Source organism: Bacteroides sp. BFG-637, from assembly GCF_024793605.1.
Lineage (GTDB): Bacteria > Bacteroidota > Bacteroidia > Bacteroidales > Bacteroidaceae > Bacteroides > Bacteroides vicugnae.
In genome coordinates this window covers 2,513,609-2,539,133 of sequence record NZ_JANUPD010000002.1, presented here as the reverse complement: position 1 = coordinate 2,539,133, position 25,525 = coordinate 2,513,609, and the positions used below count along the sequence as shown (strand labels likewise).

Annotated in this window: 16 protein-coding genes and 2 pseudogenes; 3 read left to right on the top strand and 15 right to left on the bottom strand. The window is 51.4% G+C overall.

Going from position 1 to position 25,525, the window contains the following annotated elements:
• The first annotated feature begins 42 nt into the window (after positions 1-42).
• Together topB and NXX38_RS09830 are read left to right on the top strand one after the other, a co-directional pair.
• The gene (gene topB, locus NXX38_RS09835) at positions 43-2,169 is read left to right on the top strand and encodes a type IA DNA topoisomerase (RefSeq protein WP_258979388.1); all 2,127 of its coding nucleotides are present in this window, start codon (positions 43-45) and stop codon (positions 2,167-2,169) included.
• Between the two features lie 215 nt (positions 2,170-2,384).
• Positions 2,385-3,515 carry a YhcG family protein gene (locus NXX38_RS09830; protein WP_032532514.1) on the top strand — a complete coding sequence of 377 codons (1,131 nt, stop codon included), beginning with the start codon at positions 2,385-2,387 and terminating at the stop codon, positions 3,513-3,515.
• A 136-nt stretch (positions 3,516-3,651) separates the two neighbouring features.
• On the opposite strand, the gene NXX38_RS09825 is transcribed toward NXX38_RS09830, so the two are convergent.
• The 11 genes from NXX38_RS09825 to NXX38_RS09775 all read right to left on the bottom strand — a co-directional run bounded on the left by NXX38_RS09825 (position 3,652) and on the right by NXX38_RS09775 (position 18,113).
• Complete coding sequence (locus tag NXX38_RS09825; protein ID WP_032532513.1) at positions 3,652-4,137, bottom strand: dihydrofolate reductase family protein; 486 nt, start codon at positions 4,135-4,137, stop codon at positions 3,652-3,654.
• Positions 4,138-4,554: 417 nt separating this feature from the next.
• Positions 4,555-4,914 (bottom strand): helix-turn-helix domain-containing protein, encoded by a 360-nt coding sequence (locus NXX38_RS09820; protein WP_008640871.1) that lies wholly within the window; start codon positions 4,912-4,914, stop codon positions 4,555-4,557.
• A complete protein-coding gene (locus tag NXX38_RS09815) occupies positions 4,889-7,015 on the bottom strand; it encodes a bifunctional DNA primase/helicase (protein WP_032532512.1) in 2,127 nt (708 codons plus the stop codon). The genes NXX38_RS09820 and NXX38_RS09815 overlap by 26 nt, the downstream gene beginning before the upstream one ends.
• Complete coding sequence (locus NXX38_RS09810; protein WP_008640869.1) at positions 6,978-7,388, bottom strand: helix-turn-helix domain-containing protein; 411 nt, start codon at positions 7,386-7,388, stop codon at positions 6,978-6,980. Before NXX38_RS09810 ends, NXX38_RS09815 begins: the two co-directional genes overlap by 38 nt.
• A gap of 233 nt (positions 7,389-7,621) precedes the next feature.
• A complete protein-coding gene (locus tag NXX38_RS09805; RefSeq protein WP_008640868.1) occupies positions 7,622-8,455 on the bottom strand; it encodes an RteC domain-containing protein in 834 nt (277 codons plus the stop codon).
• 211 nt (positions 8,456-8,666) lie between these two features.
• Positions 8,667-11,912 carry a fimbrial protein gene (locus NXX38_RS09800; protein ID WP_258979387.1) on the bottom strand — a complete coding sequence of 1,082 codons (3,246 nt, stop codon included), beginning with the start codon at positions 11,910-11,912 and terminating at the stop codon, positions 8,667-8,669.
• A 36-nt stretch (positions 11,913-11,948) separates the two neighbouring features.
• A complete protein-coding gene (locus NXX38_RS09795) occupies positions 11,949-13,361 on the bottom strand; it encodes a DUF5042 domain-containing protein (RefSeq protein ID WP_032532597.1) in 1,413 nt (470 codons plus the stop codon).
• A complete protein-coding gene (locus NXX38_RS09790) occupies positions 13,361-14,275 on the bottom strand; it encodes a FimB/Mfa2 family fimbrial subunit (protein WP_008760204.1) in 915 nt (304 codons plus the stop codon). The genes NXX38_RS09795 and NXX38_RS09790 overlap by 1 nt, the downstream gene beginning before the upstream one ends.
• A gap of 194 nt (positions 14,276-14,469) precedes the next feature.
• A complete protein-coding gene (locus tag NXX38_RS09785; protein WP_032532510.1) occupies positions 14,470-15,903 on the bottom strand; it encodes a hypothetical protein in 1,434 nt (477 codons plus the stop codon).
• Positions 15,904-15,958: 55 nt separating this feature from the next.
• Positions 15,959-17,461 (bottom strand): hypothetical protein, encoded by a 1,503-nt coding sequence (locus NXX38_RS09780; protein ID WP_032532509.1) that lies wholly within the window; start codon positions 17,459-17,461, stop codon positions 15,959-15,961.
• Positions 17,462-17,516: 55 nt separating this feature from the next.
• Positions 17,517-18,113 carry a DUF3575 domain-containing protein gene (locus NXX38_RS09775; protein ID WP_032532596.1) on the bottom strand — a complete coding sequence of 199 codons (597 nt, stop codon included), beginning with the start codon at positions 18,111-18,113 and terminating at the stop codon, positions 17,517-17,519.
• A 508-nt stretch (positions 18,114-18,621) separates the two neighbouring features.
• Between NXX38_RS09775 and NXX38_RS09770 the strand changes: the two are divergent.
• Positions 18,622-19,466 (top strand): annotated as a pseudogene (locus NXX38_RS09770) (helix-turn-helix domain-containing protein).
• Positions 19,467-20,044: 578 nt separating this feature from the next.
• Here the strand turns inward: NXX38_RS09770 and NXX38_RS09765 are convergent.
• The 4 genes and pseudogenes from NXX38_RS09765 to NXX38_RS09750 form a co-directional block, all read right to left on the bottom strand.
• Positions 20,045-21,259 carry a site-specific integrase gene (locus NXX38_RS09765; RefSeq protein ID WP_007485338.1) on the bottom strand — a complete coding sequence of 405 codons (1,215 nt, stop codon included), beginning with the start codon at positions 21,257-21,259 and terminating at the stop codon, positions 20,045-20,047.
• A gap of 373 nt (positions 21,260-21,632) precedes the next feature.
• Positions 21,633-22,649 carry a hypothetical protein gene (locus tag NXX38_RS09760; RefSeq protein WP_007485339.1) on the bottom strand — a complete coding sequence of 339 codons (1,017 nt, stop codon included), beginning with the start codon at positions 22,647-22,649 and terminating at the stop codon, positions 21,633-21,635.
• 41 nt (positions 22,650-22,690) lie between these two features.
• Positions 22,691-25,025 (bottom strand): annotated as a pseudogene (locus NXX38_RS09755) (TonB-dependent receptor).
• Positions 25,026-25,122: 97 nt separating this feature from the next.
• Positions 25,123-25,455 carry a hypothetical protein gene (locus NXX38_RS09750; protein ID WP_008640858.1) on the bottom strand — a complete coding sequence of 111 codons (333 nt, stop codon included), beginning with the start codon at positions 25,453-25,455 and terminating at the stop codon, positions 25,123-25,125.
• Between the last annotated feature and the right edge of the window lie 70 nt (positions 25,456-25,525).

The window sequence follows — 25,525 nt, the reverse complement described above, 5'->3', positions numbered from 1 at the left end:
CGACGGGATAACTTTTGTCAAACCGTTAAATTTTAAAGAAATATGATTACAGCAGTTATCGCTGAAAAGCCTTCCGTAGCGAAGGATATAGCAAACGTGTTGAATGTCCGAGAGCGGCACGATGGCTACCTCTCAGGTAACGGCTACCTCGTTACCTGGGCGTTCGGCCATCTCGTCCAGCTTGCCATGCCCGAAGCATACGGCTATGCGGGCTTCCGGCGTGAGAACCTGCCCATTCTGCCGCAGGAGTTCAAGTACATTCCCCGCCAGATACGGGAGGGCAAGGAGTACAAGCCCGACCCCGGCGTGCTCAAACAGTTGAAGGTCATCAGGGAGGTTTTCGACCGTTCCGACCGTATCGTCGTGGCGACCGATGCCGGGCGTGAGGGTGAAGCCATTCATCGGTACATCTACAATTACCTTGGCTGCCGCAAACCCTGCCTGCGCCTCTGGATCTCCTCGCTGACCGACCGTGCCATCCGGGAAGGGCTGGACAACCTCAAACCCGGAAGCGACTACGACAACCTCTACCGTGCCGCCGAAGCCCGTGCTATCGCCGACTGGGAGATTGGATTAAACGCCACCCAAGCTCTCAGTATCGCCGCCGGGCAGGGCATCTACTCCCTCGGACGGGTACAGACACCCACCTTGATGATGATCTGCTCCCGTTATCTGGAGAACAGGGATTTCACCCCGCAGACCTATTACCGGCTGAAGGTCACGGCTGAAAAGGATGGCACGCCCTTCGCCGCCATCTCTGAATTGCGTTACGAAACCCTTCCGGCGGCAAATGCCGCTCTCGGCGCTGTAACCGCAACGGGGACGGTGGAGGTTGCCGACTTGCAGCGCAGGGAGGTGATCCAAGAACCTCCCTTGCTCTATGACCTGACCGCCTTGCAGAAAGAGGCGAACGGCAGGTACGGCTTCTCGGCAGACAAGACCCTCTCCATCGCCCAGTCGCTTTACGAGAAGAAGGTGTTGAGCTACCCCCGTACCGGCTCCCGCTACCTATCGGACGACGTGTTCGACGAGATACCCGATCGTATCGCCCTGCTGGAGCGGTACCCGGCTTTCGCCGCCCATGCCGCCGCCCTGAAAGGGGCTTCGCTCAACCGCCGCAGCGTGGACGCAGGGAAAGTCACCGACCACCATGCGCTCATCATCACCGAGTGTCTGCCCGGCGAGCTGTCCGCCGACGAGCGCACGGTATACGACATGGTAGCCGCCCGCCTGCTCGAAGCCTTCTCCGCCCGTTGCCTCAAGGACGCTACCACCGTCTCTTTCACGGCAGGGAACAGCGTGTTCACCGCCAAGGGGACGGTCGTCAGATCCGCCGGATGGCGTGCCGTACGGAACGAGCGGGAGGAGGACGACGAGGGAACAGCCGCTTTGCCGACTTTGCAGACCGACGAGGTTTTCCCCCTGCAATCGGCGGAGTGTGTGGAGAAACAGACCAAGCCCCGTCCCCTGCACACCGAGAGCAGCCTCCTTTCGGCGATGGAGCATTGCGGCAGGAGGTTGCAGGACGACGAGCTTCGAGACAGTTTGAAAGGGAACGGTATCGGCACGCCCGCCACCCGTGCCTCCATCATCGAGACCCTCTTTGCCCGTGACTACGTGCGCCGGGAGAAGAAGAGCCTCGTGCCGACCGACAAGGGGCTTGCCGTGTATCAGATAGTGAAGGACAAGCGCATCGCCGATGTCGAGATGACCGGGCAGTGGGAGACCGCCCTCGCCAAGATCGAGAGCGGGGAGATGAATCCCGACAGCTTCCGCAAGGCCATCGAGGTCTATGCCGCCCAGATTACCGAAGAACTCCTGCAAGTGCAGGTATCGGTGGCGGACGGCGGACATATCCCGTGCCCCAAGTGCCGTTCCGGTCGCATCCTCCTTTACCCGAAGGTCGCCAAGTGCAGCAACGTCGATTGTTCCCTTACCGTCTTCCGCAACAAGGGGGAGAAGCAGCTCACCGACAGCCAGATTACCGACCTCGTGACCAAAGGCAGGACTGCTCTGATCAAAGGATTCAGGAGTAGGGAGGATAACCCCTTCGATGCATACCTCACTTTCGACAAGGACTTCCGCATCGTATACGGGTTTCCGCCTCGCACGGACAAGTCCAAAGGAAAGGAGCGCAGGCGATGGACGGCATCGGTTGGATCTCCGTAGCGGAAGCCGCCCAGCTCTGCAGCACGAACGGCTCTTGATAGACAATGGTAGCCCACAGGAATTCAAGTTTTTATATCCGTAATCCCGGCAATAATCCCTATATTTGCCAATCGGTCACATAGAAAAGGCGGGATTGCTCTTTTCTGTGGCCGGATGGCAACCGTTCCGGGCACAATACCCGAACGGCTTTAATCAACATTCAACAATAGCATAACATGAATTTTGAACAATTAGCAACCATCATAGCCGACACGCACCAACGATTACAACAGAGTGCGGTCAAAGCCGTAAACCAGTGCCAGACCATGCGTAACTGGCTTATCGGTTTTTATATCGTGGAGTTCGAGCAGAACGGAGAAGACCGTGCCAAATATGGGGAATTCTTATTGAAAAACTTGGAACAAAAAGTTAATTTAAAAGGATTGAATATTACATTATTCAAGCGTTCACGAGTCTTCTATATGGTATATCCCCAGTTGGCAACTGTAATAAAAACGATATTGCCTCCAACAGGTGCATCAACGATGCACTTATTGGAAATGCAGGGTCTTGGAAAAAGTGCATCACTGATGCACTTATTACAAAATGCTGAAAACAAACAAGATATAGTTAATACGATAGAGCCTCAGAAACTACTCAGCTCTATTTCTTTTACCCACTTTATCGAACTGGTAAAAATCGACAATCCTGTCAAGCGGATGTATTACGAAATGCTCACCATCCAAACCGGGCTTTCTGTCCGTGAACTCAAACGGCAGATAGGAGCGTTGAGTTATGAACGTGTCGGCTTATCCGGCAACATGGAAAATGCACTTGCTACCATTCAGCAGAAGATTCACCCACAAACTGTAAACGATGCCGTCAAGGATGACTATTTCTTCGAGTTCTTGAACATTCCGCAGCAACGGGCTTCTTTGTTAAAGGAGAAGGAACTCGAAACACTTCTGCTCGACCATTTGCGAGACTTCATTATCGAACTCGGAAACGGTTTCTGTTTCGAAGCCAGACAAAAAAGAATCCTTATCGGTGACGAATTTTATTTCATTGATATGGTCTTCTACCACCGGATTTTGAAATGTCATATTTTGTGCGAATTGAAAGTTGATACTTTCAACCACGCTCATGTGTCACAACTTTATTCATACCTGAATTATTATAAAGCCGAAGTGATGGAGCCGGGCGATAACCCGCCTATCGGCATTTTGCTGGTAACGGACAAGAACGATGCGTTGGTGCGGTACACCACAACCGGATTGGATGAACAGATATTCGTTTCCAAATACCAGTTGCAACTTCCGACTGAACAACAATTAAAAGAGTTGATTTTAAAGACAATCCGGCAATAATAACAAATGCGCAACACATAGTTGCGCATTTGTAGTATTCTAATATTTGTCGTTCCAACTATTTCCGTTATCTTTGCAATCAATAGAACCTGCCAAGCCTCTTTAATAATGCCCAAATCGGCGGGTCGTTTTTTTATTACATCCTCCCGTACACCGTTCGGATTTTCCCGTCCTCCAGCACCTCGCTCGACCGTACGGCCCATATCCTGCCGTCGTTCGGTCCGCACTCCAGCCCCTTCTCACCGTTACCAACCAGCACCGGCACGGTTGTCATCACGATTTCATCTGCCAGCCCGTTGTCCAAGAGTAAAACTCCGGTTTCTCCTCCGTAAGCCACCACCATACCGTCGCCATTCTCCTTTATCCGTCGCAGTTCCGTTACCACATTCCCCCTGACAAAACGTACCCGTTCTGTCTCTGTCAAGTCTATACAGCCGTTCGTCACGACCAAGGTCTCCTTTGCCTCAAGCGGCCAGTCAAGATTATTCAGGTAAATACGCAGGTAAGTTTCCTCGTCAATCAGCACGTAGGCACAGGCGTCCACTGCCGCATTGAAACACTTGTCCGCTATGACCGGACAGCCGTCGATGGATTGGTACACGTGCAAGGTAATCTGTTTCATAACAATGTGTTTTTAAGGATTATGCCCGCCTCGCACCAAAAAGAACAGCGTGAACTCACACTATTCCGGAATAGAGGTACTGGCATACCTAAAAGACAGAATAGGCAAACTCACGCCGTATAAGCATACAGCATGAACATTGCGCTATACATCTTGTCTTTTTTTGAAAAGTGCCAGTTTTCTATTCCAAGACGTTCAGCGAACGTACAATATATATATATCAATCCCTGCTTGCTTCCAAGCCGGGTATGAATCTTTCATGTCATGACAGCAACCGTACCCCGGTAGAGTACCACCTGCCGTACTTTGTCACAAAGGTACGGGAAACTTCCCGAATAACAAAACAATAGCCCTGCCTAATCTCACGATCCGGCAAGTCCCCGTCCACTAACAGAAATCATAAAGGAAATATCACTTTTACGGAAACAAGCCTTTTTTCCTGCGCCTTTCCTCTTTCCGGACTTCCTTCTCCTTCCGTTTTGCAGCCCGTTCCTCCACAGCGGCAAACTGGTTGCGGAGGAACTCGTGCACATCTTTCACCCGATAGAAGACCTTGCCACTGATAGTGAAGTACGGCAGTATCCCAATGGCACGGTAACGTTGCAATGTGCGAATACCGACCTTCAGCAGCAGGCACAGGTCCTGGTTATCCAGTACCTCCTCTCCATCCAGCGCGTTGCTCTTCTTCAGTACTCTTTCCAACAACTTCTCCGTCCGGTCGAAACGTTCCATGATACGCTCCATCCAATTCTCAAATTTTTCGCTGTCCATATACATAGCAGTCGCCCTCCTTTTCAATAATTTCCTTTTCCCGCATGTAACGGATGTACCCCTTCGCCGTCCGTTCCTTCACGTCCAGGGTTTCCTGTATCAGTTCGCATAGCTCGATATAGCCATACTTTTTTTGCCTGACGAACGCTGCCCGTGCCATTTCAGACAGTTCCTTCTCCTTGCGCCTTTCTTTCTCCACCCTCGGTTTCTCTCCCATATAGACAGGCATCCCGGCCTGTTTGTCCCAGCGGAACTGCATCAGCGGGATATCCAGCGGGCTTCCATCCCTGACCTTCAATGCCTTCACCACCGACACCTCCGGGTTCTCGTCCTTCTCGATGGAGATGATAGCCGCCGACTTCCGCTGCAACTCGCTGCCCAAGTGTCCCCGCAACTTCAACCCGTTCGGGACGAAATGTACCACGGCGGTGATGCACGTGCGGTAAATTCCCGCCAGGCGGTAAATTTCGTCAACCAGCGCCACGCTCTCCGCCTCGTCGTTGGCGCAACGGATCAGGTCGGCAACTCCGTCGATGACGACCAGATGGATGCCCCCGTGCAGGTAGTGGTACTTGTCCATGCTTTGGATGATGGCGGTCAGCCGCTCGTTCCTCGACATCCCCGTCAGGCAGTACACGTGCAGGTAAGGCGGCATTTTCTCCCGACCGGCACGCCGCAGCAGCCGCCCCGTGTTCTTGTAGAGCTGTTGCTCGCTCTGTTCCGTGTCGTACAGCAGCACCGCACGCCCCTTTCGGTTCGGTTCCACCTTCACCCCAAGAAGGTCCGCGTCCTCCTCCCGTTCCATAATTGCCCCGGCGACCAACGCGGCGGTATAGTTACTCTTGCCCGTCCCTTCTCCGCCCGTGATGCAGAGTATGTTCTCTTCCGAGCCTAACGGCACGTCCCCGGCGGTCACGATAGCGACTGCCTGCTCCGGCGGGCAGTCGTAATCGATCTCACACGATTTCAGTACCGCCATCGTGTCCCCGTACAGCGTGTCGAGCAGTTTCAGGAACAGCCCCATCAAATCCTCCCGTGTGTGTCCGGCTTTAAAATAGTCCGTCACGTCTTTCTCTGATTTCGTCCCCGGCAGCGGTAGTACCAGCCGTTTAACACCGTACTCCGACAGTTGTACCCGGTGCTTCTCCGAGCATTCCAGCCCCGTCTTGTCCGTGTCGTACAGCAGTACGATGTGCTTGAAGCGATAGACGAGCTTCCGGACGGTCTTCGCCGGGATTACCGAGGTTTCCGAGTTGAAGCAGATGGCTTGGAAACCGTGAGCCGCAAGCGTCATCACGTCCTTCTCGCCACCCGTGAGGAAGAGCAGGTCGCCCTTCGAGGGCAGTTGTTCCAGACCGAAACAGTAGTTGTCGCCCGTATGACCGCCATAGACGAAACGCACTTCCGATAACGGGCGGTACACCTTCACGCCCCATTTCCCCTTGTAGCCGAACATCGGTTCCGCCGGGGTTGAAGTAAAGCCGAACGTCTTGCCTTCCCTTGTCTCGCTCCGGTACTCGGCGAGCGACACCACCCCGTAACGGTGCAGCACCTCTACCGTGATGCCCGATATGCCCCAGTAGGCGAGCTCTCTCTCTGTGAAAGACTTTTCAGCTACTTGGTAGGGACTTGGTCCAAGACGCTCGCGGGATAAATCTTTCCCTTCCGTGCCCGTGACAGTATCCCCGGGAATGCTCTCCCCGGTATTTTCTCCCTCACTTTTCTTTCGTGCACCCGTTACGGGCCGTGTCGTCCGGCAGCTTCCCTCCCGATTGTTGGTACCGGAAGGGATGGCCCCATCCAACCCCAGGCACAGCTCTCGGTCAATGGTGTGCAGCACTTCCACGAAATCAGCGGCACTCCGGCAGTCCAGTCCTTTCAGTTTCGCCACAAGGAAGAAACAGTCTCCCGAATACTCACCGTTACCAAAGTCCTTCATCCTGTACATCCCGCTGTGGCGATCATAATAAACGTTACACGAGGCCCTGCCATCAGCGTACAGCGGATTCAGGAAATTTCGACCCACCCGCCATTTTACGGGCAGATAATGACGGAACACCTCCAGCCCGTTACCTGTTTTTGCCAGTATTTCCTCTTTTCTTACCATATGATCTGCTTTTGCATTGGTGTAAAGGGTACGCTTCAATCATTCGGTCCACCAGCTTGTCAGGCGTTTCCCGTATCCAACGCTCATGGAACTGTTCCACGTCCGTACGGCGGTAACGTATCTTCCTCCCGCAGATAGAGTAAGCGATGATACGGTTCGTGCGGTAACGCTGCAAAGTACGGGGACTGATTTCAAGTTGTTCACACACTTCCTTTCCCGTCATCCATAGCCCTGCCTTCCTCGTACCCTTCTTATCCGCTACCGGCCATTGCTCCCGCTCCTTTGTTCCGGACGCCTCCACGTATGCCGCTATCCCCTCTATCTTCTCCACGAGGGTAGCAAACGCTTTGCTTTCGATTGCTATTATTTCCATAATCTTTTAATAATTTGGTTTCCGGTTACAAAGGTCAGTCTGTTCGACCGTTTTTCTTTTCACGTTCGTAGCAAGCTGCCAAAGTTTTTTTCTGGTACAAAAAAACCGCCGCGGAGCCTTATTCGGGCTCTCTACGGTGGCTATATACTGTATTTTCACCAAATGGCGTATCGGGAAAGGTGATTTGGCAACTTGCTATGAACCTGCCAGTCTCTTCCTTGTTTTACAAAAGGTTATCCGTCCGTTTCGTCCATTCGTTTCAACAAACGTTCCTTCATTTGATCAAGGTAAGCTGTCCGGCTGTTCTTCCGGTTACGCATGGAGATAAACGTGTGGTACACGTCTCCCAGGTCAATATGGAACATTTGTTCGAACAGCATCACGAGCTCGACAATGCTCACCCTCCCGTTATCCACGCTACCCATCGCCCAAATGCCATATATCAGTTCCACGGCAGCCGCCTTCCGGTCCGTCCAATGGTGCTCCTTTTCCTGCACGGCATACGCCCCCTCCATTGCCAGCAGCACTTTCCGGTTCAGATAACCAAGTAACATTTCCGCCGCTATCAGTCTTGCGGCCAACAAGTCATAACCGGTTGACATCACCGAATCCTCCTCCAGCATAAAACTTCCGCTTTCCGGGCTCAGCTCCTTTTTGGCACGGCGGAAATAGTAATGGTCCCGGTAAGTCGCCCCGCTCCGGTAATACTGGTAAAAGGGAAGGTATCGTTCCAGTTTCCGCTGGTATTCTTTCATAGCCTTGCGGTAATGCATCCGGGCAATCTCCGGGCAACATGAACAACCGCTCTCGATCTGGTATACCCGGTAATAATACAGCAGGCGTCCCGTCAGGGCAGGCTTGTAATACTTGAAAAAGCAGATTTCCTCTTCCACGTTGGAGAATGGGTGGTTCAGGACATAGTCCTTCAACTCACGGGATCGCTCCCTCAAAAAAGAAACCATCTCCTGACAAGTCCGTATTACTTGCTCTCCCTCCATACGGGAAGATTCAATGCCCATCTTACGTTCGACCTCCTGCATCAAGTTGTTAAAGTACGTTTCTATCATGTTATTCCTTAATTATGGGGCACGTGAGTACCTTCACGCTACCCGATTTATTTTTATGCCTCGCTTGATTCGATCGCAGGTTTTCCTTTCGGCCCTTTACGATGAAAAAACTTTTCCTCATATCGAAAAGACCGGAGAAAAGCCATGATACGGCTTCCTCCGGTCACACCTGCAAAACTGGGAAATTCCTTCCCCAATCCCCGGGACCAGACTATTCAAGGTCCCTCACGCAACGCACGTATCCCTTCCTGTTATTCACAAGCCTGTCATTGTCACCCGCCCATTGGGTATCCACGGTCGTGACCCATCGGAGATAACCATGGAGATACATCTGGTAGCCGGCACTGAACGATCTTGCCCCGTTCATGCTACGCTTGGAAAATCCCGTCCGAGAATGGAGAACTTCAGATTCTACTACTCCCAGAGAAGGAAGGTCATTACCGAATTCGTAAACCTCCTTTTTCTCAGGGTTATGCCAGTCGAACAGGCTCCCGCACATGATGATCAATTCCACCTCGTTGGGCACCCGCCAGGTTCCCAGGTCGCTCTTGTCCGCCTCCTGGTAATAATAGGCGCACGGGCTGTTTCCCTGTTCGATGTCCGCCATCAGCGTGCTCCAATCCTGTAAGTAATACTCGCTCTTCCTGTCAGGATTATTCAAATCCTTGGGCTTATCTATCTTATTGGCGATATACTTGGCCACCTCAAACCCGTTCTTGTAAATGGTGTTGCTCTGGGAGTCCTCATCATGCGCGGGCAACTCGTAAATGGCTCTTACTCCACGCGTCATGCTGTATGGCAGGTTATCTGCCCTAAAGACCAGATATTCCTCTTTCGTCCTGTTATTGACAAGAGACTTGTTCAGTTCCTTGCCCAACTCCTCGATGTGATAGCTTTCTTCCCCAGACTCCAGCATCCCCAGATCCCTGATCAACCTCACTTCCGAGTAGGGGGTGCGGTCCCCGGGTGAGTTCCCTCCCTTGTAATAATCAAAGTTTGCGATGGGAGTCACGCTGCGGGACTCCAAGATACAAATATAGGGGTTGGAAGAGTATAAAGAAAGGTTTGTACTTGCCATAAAGGCTCTTGACATATAAAATGCTGTGGCGTTGTCCGAGGGGGCGTGCCCGTGCAGCCTGGAATGTAACGGCAACGCCCGTTCCCCCACGATAAGCATACCGCTCTCGCTCATCGAAGGAATATACCACTTCATCTCGGCGGCCTGCATCCGGCCATCACGGTTATCATCCCGGTTCCGTAAAAACGGGGTGAAACAGGCATATTCGGCGTGGTAATTCTTGGCTGCCAAATTATAATGGTCTCTGCTGAGAGTCAGCTTCGCGTTGTCCACCTTCGTCATGACCTGCCATAACTGGTCTTGTTTACTTCTTCTCATCGGGTCAATCATGACCTCTTGACTGAAGTCGCCCGACCTTGCCATCACCTTCCAGGTATTCGACCAGCCGTTGGATGTATATTTATTATAAAAAGCATCCGGTTCTCCCGGAGCCTTCACCATAAAGTCCAGGTCCGGTGTCTCGTTCACGTTTTCCACCCCCCAGACACGCATGCCTTCGGGTCCCTCCGTAAACACCGTCTTGATGGACATCTGACGGATGGAAACGACAGCCTGGTGATAACGTGACTGCCCGTCGGGGGAGATTTCATGCGACGTGTTCACCAGCAGGTCGAAAGTCCGATCCGGGGCGTTGGCAAAGGTTTTCCACAAGTTCTTGTCCTCGGGGGCGCCATCCTGCATGGGGTTCCGCTCGTAGAAATACTCGTTGGCGTAAACCGTCACCTTGCAAAGCCCCGTGGAGGCATTAAATACATAATCGGGCTCTTTGACAAGTCGGTAAAGAAACTGTTCCAGCGAAAGCAGATGCGTCCCCGTGTTGGAGTAATATTCCATGGTTTCGTTTCCATTGTCAGACAGGGTGCTCGGGTGGATGAAGAACGCGAGCCAACCAGTGTCTGCCTTCTTCTCCCCTGAAGGAACGTATCCGTTATCCTCCAGCTGTTCCAGCTCCGCCCTCGTGTAAGAGACTATCTTGTCACAGAACGGGGTGCGTATGGCAAAGGAGATCATCGCGTCGTCCTTCAAACTGCCATCCGGATTGAAGATGGCAAGCTCGTCCTTGTTGAAACGCATCAGGCCCTGTTCATAATGGCAGTCAAAACTGAAGGAGCGGTGAGCGTCATATACAAGGCCCTCCACCCCGGGAGCGGGCTCCTCTTCCCGGTCCTTGTCGGACATCGCCTCCACTACCAGGTCGTTCATCCCCTTGATCGTCACGTTATAGGTATAGTGCACGTTACGTTCTATATCATAATCGTTGACCGGATCATTCTCCGCCGTGTATCCCAGATAAATGCGGTAGGTCACCCTCCCGAAACGCTCCGTTGAGACTTCACCGGTTGTCATATCCTGGCGTAACTCACCCGTGAACTCGATGTAGGGAGCCAGATCCGGAGCGTATTCTGTAGCTCCGTTCTGCACGTTCGGCTTCTCCGTAGCATCGGGAACGGGAGACTTCACTTGTTTCTGCCGCAGGTCATACCCCTTCCTCTCCGCATTGTAACCGGGAGAGGCGGGAGTTATCATTTTTTTTGCCAATTTCCGGTTCTCCGGAAGATAAAACGTAGTAGTAGTAGCGTCGCCCTCGAACTGGAATAATTCGGACAACCAGTACGAATCCATCTCCATCCCGCCGGCATCCCAAGGAGCCCCGGCGTCACTGCCCTTGACATGCTCGGTGACAAAGGTCGAAGCCGGCACGTTACCGACTCTCCATGTCCCGGGCACGAACGTGAGCCCCTCCCCGGTTTTCAGGTTGACCGTGATTTTCGCCTCCGCACGTTTCAGGGAGACCTCGAGGCGCCTGGTGTCGGGACTGATCTCCTCCGTCTTGGTAACTGACATCAGCAGGTTCCCGTTCGGTCGGAACAGGGTACGGGCGGTCATCTCCGCCTTGACCCTCTGAATGTCCGAAAGGGACGACACGCCAGCCAGGATCCCGGGCTCTACCTGAAACAGCCCGTCACCATCCGATTTATAGTTCGCCAGCAGGACCAACGTCTTCTCTCCCGAGGTAATGGGGATGTTTTTCAGCAATCCCATGCTCGTGGGTGCATCCGTGTCCTTCTCGCCGGTTGCCGTTTCCAAGGCAGCAGCGGCCTGATAAAGCTCTGCACGGGGATACTCCCGGGAGAACTCCACGCCGCCGCGGGAATCGAAAACCCACAGGTAAAGGTCGTATATCTTTCTCTCCTCGCCTTCCGGCAGGCCCGAACGTGTCTTGGCCCTGTTGGCTGCCGTACCCACGCTGATGTCTACCGTCGTGGGCACGCCTTCCGGGACACCGCTGCCCCGAAGCAGCTCCTCGTCCGTACAGCAGGTAAGAACGGGCAGTAACAAAAGAATGAAACAAGTTATTTTCAGCCTATATGCTTTCATATATAATAAAAATTTATAATGACAAAATCGTGAACATCACTGAAAAGGAGGGAACTCCACATCCTTCCGCTCCCAGGATTCGACCCGGTAGATAATCTCTCTGTCTGCGGCTTCCGGCAAGACCATGAATACCTTATAATCCCGGTTCGGGTAAATGGGGCCGGAATACACCCCGGGAGAACTTTCCTCGCCAATGTCAAGCAAAAAGGTCCTTGTCCTGGTCTGTGAGATGTTTCCTCCTGTATAATACTCCACTGTCAGCTGTATCTTCGGGTGAGGGTGTCCTTCCTGCCAGGAATTGGCTTCCGGAATATACGGGGCCAGGTACTGGGGAAGGAAGAACTGCTCGTATTTTTGGGTGTCCATTTTCGTATAGTCAATCTCTCCGCCGGCATTGAGGGGGGCCTCGTAGATGGTCAGTTGCGCTTCATTTTTTATTCCATAGGAATACGTGCCCGTATGCTCTGTGTTCTTTCCCGTTCCCGGGGTGGATCCTGCAAGCTGGCCGCCGTCCGAGTCATTCTCCCTGAAAGAAGGAGACATCAGTACCGGAAAGTTCAAAAAGGCAATCCTTTTATAATTATAAATGATCTGCTCAAAGGGGGCAATGCTTGCGATGTATATTCTGACACGGGAGAAATCACGGAACAGCGGGATTGTGATATCCTGCACCTGCTCCCCGGAAGCGGGCTGGACGGCCGTGGACAGCTTTCCCGAAAGCATGCCCATATGCAACCTGTTGGATATTCCGGGAGCGTCATCCCAAGAGATACTGGAAGTTGTTGTCCAATCTATAATCTTCTCATCCGACGGGGAAGGAGTCACACCATCGTACGGGTTGTCCACCGGAATGCCGAGACTGCCGTCATCCTGCTCCCTGATGATGGCAGGGAATGCGGCTTCGACAATATCCTCCCTGTCCACCTCCTCCATGCCTTCCCCGAGGAAGTTCCATGGAACTGCGTTCTGCAGGATTCCTCCGGGCGTATAATAGGGCAGGTCCTTTCCTGTCTGGTTGGGGGCATAGAAAGCATAGAATTCACTCTCGCCTTTGGGGATGCGTATCTTGGTTTGATATTCCCCCTCCGCGTTGCCCGAACTGAAAGGAAGCAGGCGACTGTACACATACCGGTTCTGCTCCTTGTTGAAAACCATAAGTGCTATTCTGGGCTGTGCGGGGGCTTGGGGAAACAGTGTGCCGGTTTTATACCAGTTGGCCGGATCGGAGGAATAAAGGTCCAGCATCTCACTTCCCCCGGCTGTTACGCCACGGGTTGACAGGTTCAGCCTGACGGTCACGTCATCCTCTCCGGAAAGCCGTTCCGGGATATCTTCTTCGTTCCGGCATCCTGTCAGGGCAAGGAAAAAGAGCGGCAACACCGTCATCACAAAGTTCCTCAAGGCCCTTACCGTGCGAGTATATTTAGTATCTTTCAGCATAATATTCATCAATCGGTTATGGGAACCACGTCAACGGCTTCCCAGGGTTTTACACTTACTGTCAGAGAACGGGGATTCTGGCGGAAGAACAGTGGAAGCACCGCTTCCTGCCGCCCCGTTATCCGTATCTGGTCGGGATACAGAGCGATATATTCCGCGACATCTACCGTGCAGAGAACCTTATCTCCCTGCATAAGACGGATCGTCAGCGGGTCCCCGTCCTTGAAGCGCAGGGTATTGAAATCAAGCACGAAACGGTCGTTTTTTCCTCCCGTGTAAAACGGAAGGTCGAAGGATGTTTCTCCCGAACGCTGCCCGGAAAAGGAGAAACGGGCTGAGAGCGTTTCCATCGTCAGGCGGAAGCCCGTCCCCTTGTTCTGTTCGTACCAGGTCCCGGCGTTCTCATCGTCGTCGGGAAGGACTACCGCATGGATTTTCACGTGCTGGGAATAAAGTCTTACCACGTCACGGGAGTCGTTCATGACCTTCGACGTGATGGTGGTTTCCCCAAGGTATAGCCTGTCAAACGTGCCGGCCGCCGGTCCGTCCTTTTCCGCCAGTTCGGGCCGGGAAACCGACGCTTCACCGTAAGCACCATCCCCGATAACCGTCTCGTTCAACGCGTTGCCCACGGCCACTACTTTATAATCACCTTCCGGGAGCCTGACCTCCAGCGGTGAAAGCAGCTGTTCTCCCTCCAGGTGGTGTTTCTCCACCAAGGCCCCGTTCCCAACGTCAAAGATGAAGACGTCAATGTCATCCACGTATTCCTGCAGATGTTCCCGGTTGTCATCGGCCAGGTAGGAGAAGACGATCGTGTTGCCAAGGCAGCCGCTCAGGTCGTCATACACCCGGTCACATGCGGTCACGAGGTATAAAGCGGCCAACAGGCCCAGCCAGGTCGGTATGTTTCTTATGTTCATACTTTACACTAATTATTATAAATCAATACTGTAATTTTCCCGAAAGAGAGGACACGTTTCCCTCCCGCGGGTAATAAAAAAGGGAGGGGACAAACTTTCCCCTCCCCGAGAGTGCGGGGCGGATTCCGGTACCGGCCTGTCAGGGTCGATACGGGAAAAGCGCTCCGGCAAGCGGCTATTACTCTCTATCTGTATCAGTCAAGGATGGGGAATACGTTCACAGCGGTCCAAGGCTGCACCTCGACACGGACGATGACGTTCACGTTCTCGTCCTCCAAATCCCCCTGTCCGCCCGGTTCGGGAGTCACACCTTCAGGAATGCTCGGGTCAACATCCACGAGGATACCCTGGCCCCCGTTCAGCGCAGCGAGATCCAGATTGATCAGGTAACCGCCCTTGCCGGCTTCCAGATCCGTCGTGCCTGCAGTTTCACCTTCTGCCTTCGCGTAACCGGATATAACGACAAAACGTCTGTCGGCGGATACGCCGTCGTCACCTGTCTTGAAAACGAAAGCAAGTTTTGGAGCGTTGTTTTCCTTACCGTAACCCGTAATACCGTTCACGAAGAAGTTAAACGCTGCGGCCTTTGCCCCCTGTGCGAAATCGAAACCCGCTGCATTGAAATAGGAGGCCACTTCCGACAAGTCCGTGCTACCGTCGGGTTTGAACGTGCCGTCTTCGAATTTATAGCGATCTCCGGCGTAGGTCTTGGCCCAGAACCAGTTTGCCTCTTCTTCCACTGTAAGTTGAGGAACAGAGAGCGTTCTGCTGAAACGGTTCATCAGGATACCTTGGTTTGCAGTGGTCACTTCGACAACCTGCAGCCATTGACTCAGGCTGGTCTGTTGGGCAATGTCAGACTTGCCGTCCCATGTCTGGCCGTTGAAGCCTGCGGCATCAGCCTTGAAAGCGGCCCACGCTTCGTCACTGCTCTTTCCCTTATTTTCATCCTTGGCCAGCCAAGTCGTGCACCATTGTTCAGCCTCGGTCTTTTTCCCGTCTTTCCAGATAACCTTGACAAACTTGGTACCGGTCACTTGGAAGCGGTTCATGCTGGCGGTCAAGGTGAGCTCGGCCTTCTTCACGGTACGTTTGTCTTCCTGAGGATTGACGCCATAAGGCTCGGCACCAACAGTGGTAAGTGTTTCAGAACCGGCATAAATCACTTCATTAATTTGGGCTTTCAGCTGTTGTTTGCTGATTTCAGCAACAGTCTTTCTCTCACCGTCAACCAACGCTCCCTGAGGGTTAGCGATAACAAGTGCCTTTGTCACGCCATTGTCCACGTCAAGGAATTTATAACCTCCCGTCGTTGCCTCTGCACCCACGGCAGTAGCCGAAGTCAGCTTGGTAAAATCATCAGTATCTTTTGTAAATTCCTTCGACAGGACAATGTCTTCCCCAGCCACCAAGTACACATGCAGTTTTTCAACCGATGCCGCATCCTGGTCGTTGGCGGTGTTCTGCAATTCGCCCATGGCGGCACGTGTGCCCGGACCGGGTAATGCCACTGACATCACCACATCAACCGGTTGGTTGCCACTCTCCGGCGCTACCGGATTCTCTTCGTTGTTACATGCAGCGAACAACGCCAACGAGGCCACTGCAAAATACTTCATTACTTTCATAATTCGAATTGTTTTTAAATTAAGATTACTAATACTATATATAACTATGTCTGAGTTACATCTCTATCTGCTGATTGTTTCCACCGTCCCCGGGCTCCCCTGAGAGTTTTTGTTTGCCCTGGGCCATACCGGCTTTCTTGATCAATTCTTCCGCCTTCCTCCAGTCACCTTTCATGTTATAGGCAACGGCCATGGGAAAGAAAGCACGGCTGTCATTCGTTACCGGTTCCAACACCCGCAACGCGCCGTCCGCATCCTGCCCGTATTTCAACAGGGCGTTGGCGTAATTCAGGATTGCCACGGTGTCATCCGGGAACTGCCCGTAGGCCCTCTCGTACACCGGAAGGGGAGACATCCCCCGGGAAGCGTACAGTCCGGCCAGCTGGTACATCTCGTGCTGACTGAGACACTCGGGTTTCGTTTCAAAAATTTCGGGAAGTTCCTCCACCGTGTAAGGTCTCACGTCAAAACTGAGACTGAAAGTCGTGCGCCGCAGTCCCGGGTAGAACTCTTCGAGGAGGAGGCGATAGCTCCTGCCGTCATCCAAGGCACGGATGGCCTCCTCGCGTTCCGTGTCACGCTCGTTATGTCCGATGATAAAAAGAATTTCGTCCCTGTTGACGAGGGTGGAGCCGCTGACCATCGATTTAAGACCCTCCCAGTCCTCCCCGATACCCTCGGTACGATAAACCGGTGCATTTTTCAAGGCGGGGTATTGACGCGAAATATAATCTGAAAGGGTTTGGGTGCGTCGTTGCGCGAGGGACCTGTTGTAATCGAAGCTCCCCTCGGGAGAGGCATAGCCTTTTATATCAACCTCCTTGAGTGACGTTCCTTGAATATTCAGGTTCTCCGAGAGAAACTTCTTCAGCCTGTCAAGCTCCTGAGCATTGCCTGTAAAATCTTCCTGCAGGTCGTGGCGTGCAACAGGAAAGACCACCTTACAGTCGAAGGAATCCTTGTAGCATTTGATCATGACCTTTTCCGGTTCGATGAAACTGTAGGCATAATCCTTTTCCCCGAAGAGGGGGATACCGGCCTGAAAGGCAATATCCTCGCTCTCGTTCGTGCCGCACTCGGCACAGCCGTACGACACCTCCCTGACAACGAGACGCCCGTCAGCCATCCACCGTTCAAAAGGGACGCTCCTTTTCACAGTCAGGCCCGAACTTTCCAGCACCTTGGCGGAACGGACCTCGCCGGATCCGGGGTTACCGGGTTTCAGGTTGCCCAACGCCTTTCGACGCTTGATCACCTTATATCTTCTCTTGCCGGCCACGCAGACCGGTTCGAGGCGGACGCTGTCACGCCCGTCAGCCGAGACATAGACGGGGAACAGGTAAGCGACTTCCTGGCTTCCAAGCCCTGCCAGGGGGAAGACACTGAAAGTAATATCCAACGCGTCTCTACCCGGTTCACGCTCCACACGGCTGTTTGAATAATCCCAACGCGAGGTACCTGACGTTGATAAAATGTCCTGGGCGGAAGAAAACAAGGGAAACATTCCCAGGCAGCCCATGATAAGGATTTGCTTCTTGTTAATATGGTAAGGTTTCATTGATATACATTTTTAGCATGATAGAATAAAAAATTGTGTCCCCGGATTCAGGGAGTTATTTCAACATGTAAATAATTGAAATGGCGGCCCTGGTGGGACCTATGTAGTCCGCATCCCCCTTGCCCAGCTTCTGCCCGCAGGTGGTACACTTGTACTTGTCATAACGGGCGTGCACGTAACCGATACCCAAGGAGGCCTCGATATTGAAACGGTTGGAAAGCACCCACTGGTAACCGACGCTCAACCCGCCTCCCCAGAAATAACCCTCGTAACGGTGGTCCTTCATGTTTCCGTCCCCTTTCTGAAGCACGAAGGGGACATCGACACCTCCGATATTCATCTGGCCGCCATGGGCATGCAACCCGAAGAACCAGCCGTTGAAAACGTCACAGGTCCAATAACGGAGCTCCGGCTGGACAAGCCAGTGACTGAACTTCTTTGCCTTGTACCGGGAAGACGTGGCGTCCCGCGTGTAGAAAAAGAAATTCATACCCACCTGTGTGTCAAGGGTCCATTTACGCCCCATGGAGAACTCCAAGGAGAGGTTGGGAGTTTTCAAGGCATCGTAGGCCAGATTGTTCTTCAAGGCAACCTTTTGAGAGAAGGCACCAGCCGAACAAAGCAAAAACACCAGAAGAAAAAACGGTTTCATCATACTGTTATTCATTGTTTCGTTACTTTATTTTATAAGAGGACAAGCCAAAGTTATCCTTATGTAATAATCATTAATAAAAATGCAGCTTCCCGGAAAAAACTCCAGAATCTTTCTTGCACGTATAGAGTGGACGGCCGGAAACTCCTGCCCGCACCAGAAGGACCTGCAGGGACGCAACCCGCCCACGAGACTTAAAAGTCTTTCAGCCGATCCGGCGAAAGCCGAATAGAGGACACCGTCCCGAGTATGCAGGTAAATCGAATCCCTGTTGGACCATTCCATGTTGAATATCTCATGACTCATTCGCATAATGTAAACCTTTATTCGATGACTTTCTTATTTTCCACTCTCTCCCGTAGAGAGTGGAAAATTTTTCAAAATCCGCTCTGGAAAGCGGTTATAGATGCCAAAAAGAAATAAAAGATGAAACATGGACAGATTTTATCATATAACTAACTGAAAATAAGATTACTAATATTTTCATTAGGCAACAAAAACAGAAACAATGGAACTTTTTTATTTGAACGAGCACACGTCTTGTTATAATTACTCAAAATCTATGCAGGAGGGATTCCGGTATTATAAATTTGACGAAGGATTGAACCACGAGGAGGAATTGGTAAAAGATTGTATCCTGTTCGTACTCAAGGGAAGTCTGCAATTCTCCTGCAACGGTTTTCAGTTCACTGTTTCATCAGGAGAGATGGTCTTTTTTTGCCGTGACAGCCTGTTTAACACCCAATCACTGGAAAAATGTGAAGTCGTGGCTGCCCTGTTCGAGGGGGAGTATGGCCCTGTCAAAGGGCCTCCTTTTCAGAGTTATACCACCTGAGGGAAATTGTCGAATATCGTATGGAACCTCTTGAAATCAGGGATCGGTTATGCAAATTTCTTGAACTACTGGTGTGTTATCTGGAAGATGGAGCGAACTGTATCCATTTTCACGAAATAAAACTCAAGGAACTTTTCTGGAACATTCGCTTTTACTATTCCAGACAGGAACTTGCGAATTTTTTCTATATGATTATAGGCCGTTCGCAAGACTTCAAAAATAAGGTCTTGAACAATTACAAAAGTTGCAGGACCGTAAAAGAACTCGCATCGGCCTGTGATATCTCCCTTTCCGCCTTCAAAAGACAGTTTTCCGCGGAGTTTGGAGAGGCTCCAGCCGAATGGATGCAGAAACAGTTGTTGGGAGAAATCAAATACAAACTTTCAGTTACAGACCTGCCGTTGGGAACCATTGCCAATGAACTGGAGTTTTCCTCTCTTGCACACTTCTCCAGATTTTGCAAAAGATGTCTGGGATGTTCTCCCAGAGAGTTAAGACAGCAGATAAAAGGCGGTTAAACAATCTCTGAATGGGGGAGATAAGAAATTGATAAATAATAGAGCCAAAACGGAAATAGCCAACAAAATTATTGTCTTTAAATTTGCAGCGTAATCCAAATAAAAAAAGGATTACGCTATTTTTTTAACACATGCTGTGAACTTTTTTGATTTTCCACTCTCTACGGGAGAGAGTGAAGAAACAGGAACAAATATACGTATATTGTGATAATATACTATAATTAAAGTGAAAAAAATATCTTAGATAATAGAATTTAACTAATGTAGAAAAATATTATTATTCCATTAAATCATCTGTTTACCCAACAGATGCCGGTCCAAAACGTAGATACCATAACATGTAAATCCCTCTCGTAGCCATCTTTCAATTGAAGACGGTATAAGATAAATTAGCTAAATAAGGTGTTCCTTTTTTTCCTGTATAATCCCGCCACGTGCACCAAGGCGGGATTTACAGAAACATCCGGGAATGGTAAAATTATCGGTGGTAAAAGCCTCTTTGGGAGTGGTTAACCGCCGTCCATCGTCCAGACGGGAACTGAAGAATTTGAGCTGATATCTTTCGCGGTCGGGCCCGGTCAATCATCCACCGCTAAAATGAAGTCAGCCACTTGATTATTAACCGCATCCAGTGCGGAATGATCCAGTTCTTTCAGATAGATTCGGGTCGTTTTTTCCGACGTATGCCCCAGACACTCACCAATAACATGAACCGAGGCACCGTTCACCTTGGCTATCGTGGCCCATGAATGGCGGGCCGCGTGAAGTCTCAGCGGGAATTCCAAACCAATGACCCGGGAAATCTTTCCCAGGGAGTAACGAATCCTATGGTAGGCACTTCTATAACCAGCGTACGGATCCCGTTCTGCCGGAAACAACGGGAAGATGTATTCTCCCGGTACATTCTTGTATCTTTCCAGGATACGACTGATCTCCTTGTTTATACCTACCCGCATCAATTGATCGGTCTTGTGACGCCTGTAACAGATTTCACCCGGGAAAACATGCCTCTTTTTTAGCAATGCAATATCGACGAATGACATTCCACGCGTGTAAAAGCTGAACATGAAAATGTCCCGGGCAAGAGATAATGGGCTGTCCTTTTCCAGTTCAATTGCGGATAGTGTTTTAATCACAACCGGATCAAGGGAGCGTTTGAGAGTTTTTTCCGTTTTAATGCTTATATCGCGAAATGGGCAAGGAAGTTCCAGGCCCATCTCCCGACATCCCTTCCTGAAAAGAGCCTTGATATTATGCAGATAAAAACCAATGGTGTTATCGCATATACCCGAAGCGAGTAGTTTCCCCTGGTAGTCGGAAATGATCCGGGAAGAGAGTTTTATGAAAGGAAAATCCTTTTTTCCCAGGTACCTCTGCATGGAACGCAGGCTGGAGGCGTATGCCCGGGCTGTTCCCTCATGACCGCATTCACGAAGCTCTCGGATTTTCCGTGAAAAATAGAAATAAAAACCGGCTTCGCGGGTTAACACGCCGTAAGTCCTGAATACGTCCTCTATTTCGTATTCCCGGGATTTCTTCTCTATCATTGAAATACACTTTAACAGTACCCTTGAGATACTTTCGCACCTGTTGTTGATCCTCCGAATCGACTCCGGGGTGTTTTCCCCGCCGTCGATAACCCTCCCTTTTACGGGATCAAACAGGGTATCCGGGATGCTGAATCCTGTATAAACAACCTTTTTCCTTCGCTTGTGAAGAACCTGCACGACTAACGGGAATTTGCCGGACCGGTTGCTCCTTCCTTTTACCAATACTGTTTTAACTGTTGCCATAAGTTTTTTATTAGTTAGACATTTGACGCTTCCTTGTTTCCTGGAAAGGAAGCATAAACTTATATGCATCAAATCGGAAAAAGACCAAAAAAGTTCAGTAACCAAGCGGGAAAATTGCACGAAAGACGGGAAGTCGGTTCCAGACCCGTCGGTAAGGGAACGGTACGTCTTGTATGTATAGGATTTTTTTCAACTTGCCAAACATGAAAAATGGAACAGGGTGAGATGGTAAAGCATGTCCCAATACATCCCCAAGTAAACCACGGGGATTAAGCATGGCAGATGGGATTTTTTCGCTGCACAAGACAAAAAAGGCGGCCCCACCTGCCGCCTGTAGATTGACAAAGAGAGAATTCCATCCTACGCAAGATTATCAAAGCCATATGGATCCAGCTTCCACATCCCCCGCCTGGTAGGTATAGGAGATGAACTCCTCAAGCGCCTCCTTCCATGTAAGACTGAAGGTTTTCATGATGGAGTGTAGCGTGCGGTTGCTGTCTTCATCCAGGCTATCCTCCCCGATCAGGTTCACATCTGCCTCCGGGTCCACATCAACAAACTCCTCGCGGCTCCAAAACACCACTACCGGGATGCTCAGGTTAATATCCCATGTTCCACGCTGGATCAATACCCCGGAGGGCTTGTAGAACGGGTCAAAGCCGTTTGTCTGCGGGTTCTTTTTAGAATTGTAGCCGTGATACAGGCGGAGTTTCAGGTCAAACTCCTTGCGGTCCTTCAGGAACCGGATAACTCCTTTTAATCCTACCGGGTTAGTGCCTCCCGTAATTTCCGCCTCGTTGTCATGTTTGGTCTTGTCCCAGGGCGTGGTATCCACATAGAGATAATCCACCAGTGCCTCCGGATCATTGTCGTCAGCTTCCGGTTTCCCGTCAAAGGTAGGTCTCACGTTCTCCGGGGTGAAGAAATGCTGGTGGATATTCTCCTGCCCGTTCTCCACGAACTGGCCGTTCATTAACTCTCCTTTGGAATTGTAGTAATAGATAAACATCAGGTAAACCGGGGCCGGGGTAAAGTTGTTTCCATTTTTATATTCGCCGTTTTTCTGAACGTAAAACTTGCCCTGGCTTCCTTCAGCAAGGGTCCATCCACTGCCGGTCTTCAGTTCATAAGTGATCTCCTGGACACGTTTCATATACCTGGCTGGGGATTCCGGATTTTGGTGGGGACCTCCGGCCTTCTGTATCTCGTTCCAGTCAGCGTGCAGGTGGCATTCAACGAGGCGGACGGTCATTTTTGCCGGGTCCTCATGCAGCTTGTTCTTCGTCTCGTCTTCTGGTATTACAGGATCCTTGCTGCAAGAGTTCAGCGACAGGACAAGGGACACTCCTATCAGAAGTGCCCACACGGTTTTACATGCAATTGTTCTCATTTTTCTTTTTATTTATTAGTGTTGATTATAGTTGTTATAAATTAAAAAATCCAGTTTACACCGCAACGCACATCACGTCCCATATCATGCGCATAGTAACGCGAGCGGTTGGTGTATTCCTTGTACTCACGGTTCAGGAGGTTGTCTGCCGACAGCATGAACCGGACCTGGTGTCCCCGTTTCACGGGAAGTTCAAGAGCAGCGTCGAACCCGAGGAGATGGTACGCCGGGGGAGTATACGGGATAAGATCCGTGTCCGGATCAAACCGCCTCTGTTTTGCGGTGAAACGGTGCCTGATGTTCAGACGCAGCCTGAGATGCGATTTCGTCTCGTGTATCCACGCAAGTTCATGGCTGAAACGGAAGGAGGGAATATAAGGAAGATAATTACCCTTTGTCCGTTCGTTTGCCCGTATAAAGGAGACGACGGCATGGTAGTCCCATGAACCGCCCGGAGTGAAACGCAGGTCAAAGTCCATACCGCGGAAGAAAGCCGGGGTCTGCCTGTACTGGAAGACCGGGTATGCCCCCGAAATCACGGTGACTGTCTCTTTCTCCGGCCCGTCATAGATATAGCCGTCCACCCATTGCAGGTAACCGTCCAGACAGACGCTGAACATCCCGTCGCCGTAACGGAGGGAAGATATCCATTTGTAGCTTCTTTCCGAGTGCATCGCAGAGTCTCCCCTGACAAACATCCCAGATCCGAGCTCGTTCCCGTTGCTGTACAGTTCATACACGTGAGGGGCACGCCAAGCCAGACCGAAGTTGGAGGTGAGCCTCCAGCGTCTGGAAAGTTGATAGTGTCCTCCCAGGCTGTAGGACACGTTGTTAAACTTTCTTGTCCCGCCATAGGGGCTTCCCGTCCAGTCATAACCACTGGCACGGGTTTCCTGCATATCCAGGCGGAGGCCTGCTTCAACGCCTCCCCTGGCCAGATGATATTTCCCGATTCCGTATATCCCTGCCTGTGTCTCCGTGTAGTTCGGGATAACGGGCACGAATCCGGTACCCGCGCGGCTGTGGTTCTCGATGAACATGACCTGACCTCCCGCCTCGACCTGCCAGGAGCGGTAATCCCGCTTCCAGCGCAGAAGATGCTGGAATGAATTCAGGTGCAGGGAAACCGCCGGAATGTTAGAATCCAGCCGCCGGACACGGTTTTCCTGCCTATCGTCCTTCTGCCAGGTACTCTGCCAGTGAATACTTCCCCCTTCTTCATGCCGAGCCGCATCCTGCCGAATGCGATCTGATGGGTGACCTCCTGGCAGGGAGGCCTGATACCACGGGAGAAGGGATCCGTGTGCAGGGGGCGACCAAGCCGGATACGTTCCGCCAGCAGGTCCTCGCTACCCATCTGGGCGCTGAGCATCACCCCTGTCCGGCTGTAGAAGCGGCTGTAGAAACCTTCCACTCTCAGACGTCCGCGGTCATAGCCCAGAGAGGCGGAAGCGTGATACTCTCTGGTTCCCGTGTTGTTCAGAAGATAGTGCGCAGTGGAACGGTCCCCGGAATTTGACCAGGTTCCTTGCAGACGCCAAGCGAAATCACCGGGAAAAGCACCTTCGAGCTGTCCGGTAGCCACGTAGCGACGCCCGTTACTTCCGTAAAGTGCGGAGATTCCCCCTTGAAGGGAGCGTTTTCTGAAAGGAAGCGGAGACTGCTCCATGACGATAATCCCTCCAAGGGCATCCGAACCGTATCTTACCGCATCGGAGCCCTTGATTACCGAAACAGAGGAGCTGCCGTTCATGTCCACTTCGGGAGCGTGGTCGGCCCCCCATTGCTGCCCGGTCTGGCGGGCACCGTTATGGATGATCAGTATCCGGTTCCCGTACATTCCTTGGATAACGGGTTTGGATACAGCGGTTCCCGTGCTGATGGAACTTACCCCGCTGACACGTTCGAGCAGGGTGGCAAGCGAGGTTCCCAGCGCGTTCCTGATCTCGGGAGATGAAAGGCGCCGGCTCACCACGTTGGGTGACGCCCCGGCACGTTCACCGGTCACGACCACTTCCCCGAGTTTTTGTATGTCCGGGGAGAGACATACGGTATGTATGCTACTTTCTTTGAATACCTCGTTCAAAGGCACACGCCGGGAACCGTAACCCAGGCACTGCACGAGGACCGTATCCATGAAACACGTTCCATGACCGAAAACAATCATTCCACGGGGGAGCTGACAAGTAACCGTTCCCCGGTCAGGATATAGGCCCCTTCAATGGGAAGCCCGCTTTCCTGGTCAATGACCAGCAGAGTATCGCGTGTACCCGTCGATTGCCGGTCAGCCTGTACCCGTGCTTCCATGGGAGAAGGGAGGGTACATAGGCAGACAACAAGCAGGCACGCATACTGGAGATATGCATGAAATGTCATACTTGAAAAAATATAAACGGGTTATAATCTGTTAAGACAGGACATGAAAAGCCCCTGCACGCAATCACAGTGATGGCATGCGAATCCCTCAAGGGAGTTATGACAAACACACAGGGGGTGCACGGAGGAAATGCGGGAAAAGAATGACGATGACATCTGTTTCCCCGGAGATAAGATACCTTACAGGCCTGCCAGTCGGAATATAATCGTATATAAAAATCCCTGCCTCGACAAACGGGGAGAGCGTAAAGAGACAGATGGTACAATTTTCAGGAGAATCGTGACGGGAGTGCCCCTGTTCGTTATGGGATACGCACGAATGTTCCCCGTGAACATGAAAAGCTTTCACGAGGAAAAAGGGCATCAATGTCAGCAACAACATACATGCTATGACAGCCCGCTGTCTCTGTCTTTTTTTCGTACGATCCATTAGTTTGCAAAATTAACGGTTTTAATCATCACTCGCAATACCTACAAATAATGATTTGCAAGCATAAACA

What these genes read in the sequence shown, in the direction of transcription:
- topB (WP_258979388.1), top strand. Translation starts at nt 43, where the DNA reads ATGATTACAGCAGTTATCGCTGAAAAGCCTTCCGTAGCGAAGGATATA.
- NXX38_RS09830 (WP_032532514.1), top strand. Translation starts at nt 2,385, where the DNA reads ATGAATTTTGAACAATTAGCAACCATCATAGCCGACACGCACCAACGA.
- NXX38_RS09825 (WP_032532513.1), bottom strand. Translation starts at nt 4,137, where the DNA reads ATGAAACAGATTACCTTGCACGTGTACCAATCCATCGACGGCTGTCCG.
- NXX38_RS09820 (WP_008640871.1), bottom strand. Translation starts at nt 4,914, where the DNA reads ATGTATATGGACAGCGAAAAATTTGAGAATTGGATGGAGCGTATCATG.
- NXX38_RS09815 (WP_032532512.1), bottom strand. Translation starts at nt 7,015, where the DNA reads ATGGTAAGAAAAGAGGAAATACTGGCAAAAACAGGTAACGGGCTGGAG.
- NXX38_RS09810 (WP_008640869.1), bottom strand. Translation starts at nt 7,388, where the DNA reads ATGGAAATAATAGCAATCGAAAGCAAAGCGTTTGCTACCCTCGTGGAG.
- NXX38_RS09805 (WP_008640868.1), bottom strand. Translation starts at nt 8,455, where the DNA reads ATGATAGAAACGTACTTTAACAACTTGATGCAGGAGGTCGAACGTAAG.
- NXX38_RS09800 (WP_258979387.1), bottom strand. Translation starts at nt 11,912, where the DNA reads ATGAAAGCATATAGGCTGAAAATAACTTGTTTCATTCTTTTGTTACTG.
- NXX38_RS09795 (WP_032532597.1), bottom strand. Translation starts at nt 13,361, where the DNA reads ATGAATATTATGCTGAAAGATACTAAATATACTCGCACGGTAAGGGCC.
- NXX38_RS09790 (WP_008760204.1), bottom strand. Translation starts at nt 14,275, where the DNA reads ATGAACATAAGAAACATACCGACCTGGCTGGGCCTGTTGGCCGCTTTA.
- NXX38_RS09785 (WP_032532510.1), bottom strand. Translation starts at nt 15,903, where the DNA reads ATGAAAGTAATGAAGTATTTTGCAGTGGCCTCGTTGGCGTTGTTCGCT.
- NXX38_RS09780 (WP_032532509.1), bottom strand. Translation starts at nt 17,461, where the DNA reads ATGAAACCTTACCATATTAACAAGAAGCAAATCCTTATCATGGGCTGC.
- NXX38_RS09775 (WP_032532596.1), bottom strand. Translation starts at nt 18,113, where the DNA reads ATGAAACCGTTTTTTCTTCTGGTGTTTTTGCTTTGTTCGGCTGGTGCC.
- NXX38_RS09765 (WP_007485338.1), bottom strand. Translation starts at nt 21,259, where the DNA reads ATGGCAACAGTTAAAACAGTATTGGTAAAAGGAAGGAGCAACCGGTCC.
- NXX38_RS09760 (WP_007485339.1), bottom strand. Translation starts at nt 22,649, where the DNA reads ATGAGAACAATTGCATGTAAAACCGTGTGGGCACTTCTGATAGGAGTG.
- NXX38_RS09750 (WP_008640858.1), bottom strand. Translation starts at nt 25,455, where the DNA reads ATGGATCGTACGAAAAAAAGACAGAGACAGCGGGCTGTCATAGCATGT.